Annotated in this window: 2 protein-coding genes; both read right to left on the bottom strand. The window is 31.8% G+C overall.

Annotated elements, in window-relative coordinates; all coding sequences use genetic code 11:
* Positions 1-63 precede the first annotated feature (63 nt).
* On the bottom strand, positions 64-1,542 hold the full coding sequence (gene abc-f, locus RWR88_RS07985) for a ribosomal protection-like ABC-F family protein (protein ID WP_314451682.1): 1,479 nt from the start codon (positions 1,540-1,542) through the stop codon (positions 64-66).
* Positions 1,543-1,677: 135 nt separating this feature from the next.
* Positions 1,678-7,944, bottom strand: a complete 6,267-nt coding sequence (locus RWR88_RS07980; RefSeq protein ID WP_314451680.1) for an endo-alpha-N-acetylgalactosaminidase family protein — start codon at positions 7,942-7,944, stop codon at positions 1,678-1,680.
* Positions 7,945-8,224: the final 280 nt, after the last annotated feature.

The following is an 8,224-nucleotide window of genomic DNA, read 5'->3' as shown; positions in this document are numbered from 1 at the left end:
AAAAAACACCCCAAAAGTTAGATTTTTCATGTCTAACTTTTGGGGTGCAGTACACGTCTTTTTTTATAACTGTATCATTTTATTCGCAATATGATTGACAAACCGTTGATCGTGTTCAATTAAAATCAAGGTCGGTTTCACTTCTTTGATTAGCTCTTCAATTTGTATTCTTGAAATCACATCAATATAATTTAGAGGTTCGTCCCAAATATATAGATGAGCAGGTTTGGAAAGACTAATAGAAATTAATACTTTCTTTTTTTGACCATCACTATAAAATTTCATATTTGTATCAAATAATTCTTTTGGAAAATCTAATTTACTTAATATTGTCCTACAAGTAGTTTCATCTACTCGTTGACTATGAATATACTTCATTAAATCTCCTTCCAAGAATGAAGTATCTTGTGAAATATATGAAATTTCTAATTGATTAGCTATTTTTAACTCACCAACATAGTCAAGATATTGACCCATTATGATTTTTATGAGGGTTGATTTTCCACTACCATTTGCTCCATTTATAGCAATTACATCCCCTTGATGAATTTCAAAATTGATATTAGAAAATAGTTTTCTTTCTCCAAATTGATAACTCAACTGACTAGCAGATACAAGTAAAGATTTATAATGTTGTAAAAGACGAAGAAATAAACTATCTTTTCTTTCAATATCTTTTAATAAATTTTCTTTTTCTTCGATTGCTTTTTGCTGACGTTTTTCTAAGTTCTTTGTCTTTTGCATCATTTTCGCTGACAAATGTCCAATACGTCCTTTATCTGGTTTTATACCAGAAATTTTCACACCATTCTTTGTATTTTCAATTTTATTCGACCAAACTTTAGTCTGCCTTGCTGCCTTGTTTAATCGTTCAATCTCACTTTTAATTTTTTCATTTTGATTGAACTCATACTGATCTTTCGATACTTTATTTTCATACCAAGACGTAAAATTACCTGATTGGACATCAATTGAGTTTCGATTAAAAGAAATGACATGATTAATACATCCATCTAAAAAATCTCTATCATGAGAAATCAATAGAAATCCTTTTTTACTCTTCAGATAATCAGATACAATTTTTCTTCCATTCACATCAAGATGATTTGTTGGTTCATCAATCAATAAAAATCCATTATCTTTCGTAAATAATATCGCCAAAAGAAGTTTAGTTTGTTCTCCTTTAGAAAGAGTTTCAAATTTTCTATCCATAATACTTTCATCTAACTTCAGCTGATGAAGCTCACGATACACTTTCCACTCATCTTCTTGCGCTGTCCACTCTTGCAGTAATTCTATCCCAGTCTTTGAAAAATCCAGATGATTAGGTGGAAATTGAACAAATTCAACACTTTTATGAATCTTTCCTTGGTAAGATTCTTGTTCTAATAATAACTTAAACAAGGTTGATTTCCCGATTCCATTTCTACCAATTAATCCCGTTTTCCAATTTGTGTCTAAAGAAAAACTCACGTCATCAAACACTGGTTTTGTAGATGAAAAATACGAAAATGTTAAGTTTTCAATTTTAATCAATGACATGATATCACCTCCATTTTGAATAAACTTTAACATTATTATAGCAAAATTTTATTTCATTAATAGGCTTTAATCTAAAATAACAAGGAAAAAGCCTCTAAATACTAAAGACTTTTCCTGTAAGCATTTATTTATATGTTACTTTTTTCTTTTTTTACTAACAAACACTCCTCCTAATAATGCAAACCCTGCGATAATCATTTCTCCTAAACTTGAAACAGATCCTGTTCTTGGTAACTCCTCTCTAGCTTCAATACGAGTTACCTTTTCTTCAGTTGTTGTTAGAGTTTCAGTTTTATTTTTTAAATCTTTTCCTTGTTCAGAGTTACTTTGTTGTTTTTCCTCATTTGAAGGTTTAACAGTTTGAATTGACTGTCCATCACTAAGTTTATCTTTTTCATGATTAACTTGTTGAGTTGCTTGTACTGTACTTCCTTGTTCACCATTCTGTTTAGCTTTATCTGGTTGACTCGGTTGTACGATATTTGGTTTTTCTTCACCATTTTCTGGTTTATTCGGTTTAACTGTTGCTACTGTTTTAAATGTAATTGCATATAAACTAAAGTGTTCTACTTTTAATTTAACAGTATTCCCTTCTCCTTTTTCAAAACTTACTTCATTAACAATTTCCTTTGTATCACTTGTCAAATAGTATGCTTTATCAACTTCTTTTCCTACAGGAACTGTTACTTTAGCTTCACCTTGTACAGGAACTTCTTTTCCTTCTTTATTTTTAAATGAAATCTCATAAGCAACATACTCCTTATTAGCCAATACTGGAATAGAACTATCAACTTTTTCTACTTCTAACAGCTTAATATTCTTATCTAGATGTTTCATAGCAATTTCAACAGTAACTGGCGTATCGCCATTTTCATCTTCAAATTTAGCAAATGTTTTATCTTTATTTAAAGTTACTTTAACTCCTTCTGTTTCATATAATGGTAATGTAACTTTTGGAGTTTCTGGTTTTGGCGTTGGCGCTGGTGTTGGTGCTGGAGCTGGTGTTGGTGCTGGTTCCGGTTTTGGCGCTGGAGCTGGTGCTGGTGCTGGTTCCGGTTTTGGTGCTGGCTCTGGTGTTGGCGCAGGCTCTGGAGCCGGTTGTGGCTCTGGCGCTGGCTCTGGAGTCGGTTGTGGCTCTGGCGCTGGCTCTGGAGTCGGTTGTGGAGTCGGTTGTGGGTCTTCCTCTGTAATTGTTTTTAAATACTCTACCATTTTAGTAATAGAATTTGGAGTTAATAAGTTATAATTTTCCAACTCTTCTCTATAAGACGTAACCGTTTTTAATGCTTCAATCGCATGTTTCTTATTAATCTTAGAAACACGTTCAACTTCTGCCATTAATTCTTTATCATCTATTGGTTGTTCTTTATCTACTGGTTTCACAAAACGTAATTCTGCTGCAGAAATATGTCCATAATCACCATATGATTGAATTCCCGTAAAGATAGCCTTCTTAATTTTTAATAGTTTATCAAAATTAATCACTTTTGTTTTAGCATTATTTTCCCAACCATTAAAATTAAAAGTATGTTCTTTATTTTCTTCATCAACAACTACTAATTGTCCCTTTAATACACGACCATTCTGTCCACTTGCCCGAGGTACATATTCAAATTTTGTGGCTTCTATAGGTTTCTTAAATGTTACAGTTAATGGTTTTTCTAAATTCAATTCTCCATAAGGAGTATGCCATAATGAACTTGGATCATTATCAAAGGCAAACCATGGTGAATCTTGAGGTTCTGAAACTGCATCAATTGATTCAATTTCACTCATATCTGGTGAAGTTCTTTTTACTACTAGATTTTCTTTTGCTATTTGTACATTTTCAATTAATTGTTTTGCTTCCTTAATTGATATATTATCTTCTACATCTAACAAAGCTGAAACCGCATCCTTATATGCATTTAAGGTTTCTTTTGTATATTGTTCATCCTTAACAGGTTGAGTCTTTTCAAAGGCATCCTTAACAAGCATTTTACCAGTAAGATTCACTTCTTCAATTTCAAGATTATCCATCATAAAATCCTTATAACCTTTGAAATTAATTTCGTTATTATCAGTATCTTGTTTTGTATCAGGACCTTTACTTGTTGAAAAAATCCCTACCCAAGTATCACCTTTTTTATCCCCTTCAACATAGAATGTGACTTTTTTCGGTTTATTTTCACTTTCCCATGTATTTGATAAATCATACTTAGTCAATTTACTTCTTCGATCCAACTCTCCACGACCAACTACAAATGCATATGTTCCATTTGATCCTGCTTCATATTCAAAAGTAACTTTATAAGTTTTTCCTGCTTCAAAACGATAATTTTGAGGAATAGTTTGATAAACAAGTTTATCACGACTTGTTAATCCATTTGTCTTTAATGACCAATCTCCTTCAATAACATCATTTACTTTTTTACCATTCCAACCACGTTGAGTATATGGAGCATGTTTTTCAGATAAATGTGTACGATTATCTGACACGCCCTCTACATTACCAACAACAAATGGGAAAATTCCTTGTGGTACATCTTCAAAATTTTGTTTAAATTTACCACTTGCTGTATCATGTCCATCTCCATACATTACAGAATGATTTTCAAAGACACGAATTTCATCAAAATAAGTAGCTTTACTATCTGCGTCTCTTCCTAATTCAAGAGTTACATTTGAAACATCATCACCAGTTGTAAAGAAAACATACATATTTTGGAAATAACTTGTATTATTAACCGTTGCATTTTTAGGAGATGTATTATGTGCATGGGCTTGTACATAATTTTTTGCAATAGATTTATTAGTATAATTAGAAATTGTTTTGTTTCCAACTTTAACTGTAATATCTGCTTTTGCATCACTTCGATTGTCTACACCAACATATACTGCATATTTTGTATTTGGTTTCAAATCTGTTAATGTTTGTTTTAAAGTAACTCGTTCTTTATTTCCCTGAATGCGAAGCATTTCATTAGAACCTTGTGACTTAACAATTTCAGCGTGCTCAGCATCTCCTGTTTTTTTCCAATGATCTAAATTACCACTGTTAAATCCTTGATCATATAAGTGAGTTCCTTCACTCCAAACCATTGTCTTTTTACCTTGAGGAGTTTTATAAAGTACATATGGTTGGAAAGCATCTCCTTTCAAATGAATCTTACGATCCGCCCCAACCTTAACCTCTACAAGATCTTGCTTTCCTTGATCCGTTAAACGATAGAGGTATACTTTATCTACATTCCAATCCTCTGGTAATGTCCATTCTGTTGTAGAAGATTCATTCGTATAGAAATACATTTTTTCCTTATCAGTAGTTAATGCTTTTCCATTTGCATCCCAATTCCAAGGAACTAAATAACTACCATCATTTTCAATGACTCTTCCATTTAAAGTTACTATTCTTTGACGATAACCTACTTCATTTGGATTATTAGATTTACGTTTAATAGTAACTGTATTTCCGTGATCATCTGTTAATCCAACTTCCATCTCTGGTGTCCATTTGTAGCTTGTACCATCATTATTCATGGTTACTGGGCTTCCATTAACCCAGCGATTTACTTTGAAGTGTTGGAAATATTTTGTCATTACATCATTTTCAAATAAATTACGAATATATCCTTCATAATCACTTCGACCTTGCCAACCTTCAAAGTCTTTCATATTATATCCACCTAATAATGGATAATCTGCAGCACCACCATATTTAGGATAATCACCCACCCAAGAATCTTTTTGATGATTTCGAATAAAACGAACAATATTTGAATTAATCCCTTTATTTGTAAATCCTCCATATGTTAAGTCAGCAGCCCAGTGTTGGAAAGTTGAATCATACTCAGCACCATGCCCCCACTCAATTGCCATTCTCCAACCTAGCGAGTTCAACTCTTTTGCTAATACATGTGAAGGCCATGCACTATTATCTCCAGATTGACCATTTCCCCATACATCCACATAAATGAAATCAAGACCCTCACCTAATTTATCTTTTAAATCTTTCCAACGTTGAAGACGATTATGTGCCAAGTCATAAGAAGCATCAATATTAATTCCTTGATCTAACCAATTCCATCCATACATGTAGCTTCCATCTTGATTTTTACGTAAAATTGCTTCTGAGAAATATTTAGATTCTGGATAAGTTTCAGAAGCATTGACATGGATACCAATTTTTGCTCCGTATTCTTTTGCTTTTGCAATTAAAGTCTTGAAGTCTTCTACCCCACCAATACGTTTACCAATATCTGCATAATTCAAATGACCAGAATCATGTCCTTCACTACCGTATCCTTTAAGTAAAATGGATTGACCTAATCCATCTGTGTGAAGATTAATTTTTTTAATTCCATCTAATGTCATCAAGAATGGATTTTGTGCTTGAGATGCGAAGTTCATAGCAATACGGTATGCTACTAAATCAGGAACATTTTCTGACCCTTTTGGATTATTCATAATATTTCGATATGCAATTGCACCATCTTGCCAATCTACTTTATTATCATTATTCGCATCTTTTGTAATAACTACTTTTGAACTTGGTAGTTCAAGAGTATATTCTGGATACACTAGATTATTATGGGCACGTTGGTAATAGTATGGAGAACTTTGAATACCTAAATAATTCACACCTTCCACACGTTCTAAGAAAGCTGTTAAGCGTGTAAAGTCACGATTTCCACCGCCATAACTAAATTGTGAATTACTCCATACTGCTGCAGATAATTCATTTGATGATACAAATCCATACATATATGCATCTGCAAAATCTTTCATAACACCTTTCTTCATATCAATGTGTTCATCACCAGACTTACGAGTATTATTAGACATTTTTGCACCATCAAACTTAGCATCTATTTTATCAGAACCTACTGATACGAGTGAGTTGCCTGGGAACTCGATTGTTTGAATTAATTTTTTCACATTATCTATTTCTTTACCCATTTCAACATGATTATTATTTTTAATTTTTGTCACATCAAAATGCATTTCATTACCAACAACTTCTAATTTTACAGTGATTTCTGCATCAATAAATTCAGTGTCATTTTTAACCTTAAGTGAATAAGTTGCTGTAGTATCACTATCTCTATGGTATGTAACGGTTGGTGTTACGGTTTGACCATTAATACTCATTTGAGAAATTTTTTGTACTTGACCAGTTAAAGTTTTTCCATCTAATTCATATTGTTTCACACGTGGAAATGCTGTATCAATCACTGCCTTTAATACATCTGAATGAAGAGTTTCGTAACGAACATCTTTATCATTTTTTTCTAAACCCTTATTGACAGCACTTGTTTCTTCTGTTGCTTTTACATTTTCTTGGTTATCTGTTTTGACATCAACTTTAGTAATTTCATCTCCCCATGTACCTGCTTTTAATAATACTTTATTAACACCATTTAAAGCATTTTTAACAGTTTCAGGAACTAATACTGTAGAGAATAAATTAACTCCGTTATTTGTTGCATTTAATTGACCATCTTTTTTATAGGAAATTTCTAGATGGTTTTCTGAATCAGTTGAAGGTGCTGCTACACGTTGCTTATTATACCAAGTATCTGTATTAGGCCCTTTATATTGCCAGAACCACCCTTCTTTATCATATCCAACAAAAATATTGTTTTTATTATCTTTATAATTTACATAAACTCCAAAACGCCCTTTTTGATCATCTGAACGTTCTTTAAAGGTTAAATCAATGTTTATATTTCCTTCATCATCACCTTTTAAACCTTCTTTTTCGAATAAGGCTTCTTTATCATTATTATTATTTGCTGCTGTTGCAGAAAGTCTGTTATAACGCACTCCTTCTTCTACAACTTCCTTTACAGTTCCTTTTTCAGTACTAACAGATTTCCATTCAATTGTTTTTTCTTGAGTAGTTTCTTCTTTTTCTGTTGAAGATACTGATCTATCTGTAGATGAAGTTGTAACATTTTGTTTTGTAACAGTATTTGGTACAGTTGAATTTGAAATTTCTAATGGATTTATATTTTTTTCTACTTTATCTGTTTTAACTAAAGAGGTATCATTTTTTTCTTTAGAATCTACATTTTCATTATGAGTTTTTTCCTTTTCAATATCATTGGTTACTCCAGTAGATGAACTAGTATTTGTAACCGTAGAACTCTCTTCTTTCTTCAATGGTTGATTATCATTTTTTTCAAGAGTTTTATCCGTAGGTTTGGCAGTTTGATTATTGACAGATTCTCCATTAGAAGCGTTTTCATTTTTTGGCAATGAAATCGTTGTAGTCGAATCAGAAACTGGCACTTCTGTTGCAGAGACTATAGGTGCACTACCCAAAAAATAAGCCCCAATAAGAAGTGAACATGTTCCAATTGACAATTTTCGAATCGAAAATCGTTGTCGCTTCTCCAACTGAATATTTTGTTTTTTCATATAAATTCCCCCTTTTAAAATATAACGCTTTCATTTCAGAATATAGCATAAAAAAACAGGAATAACTATTCTTATTTTGCTATTTTATATGATTATTTTGCTATTTTGAAAGAGTTTTCATCTTTGTTTTGATAAGGTTTTTCATACTATTAATATTTGTTAAAATCCATCTATTAATTATATATTTTTGTTCAATTTAATTATATTTAACACGTATAAAAAAAGGGCTCATCGACAAATTCTGTTGGTGAATCAAATTTAACACCAAATTAAGTCTTTA

The sequence above is a fragment of the uncultured Granulicatella sp. genome, from assembly GCF_963528195.1.
Taxonomy (GTDB): Bacteria; Bacillota; Bacilli; order Lactobacillales; family Aerococcaceae; genus Granulicatella.
The sequence above is the reverse complement of the archived record's forward strand: the minus strand, read 5'-3'. Positions and strand labels throughout refer to the sequence as shown.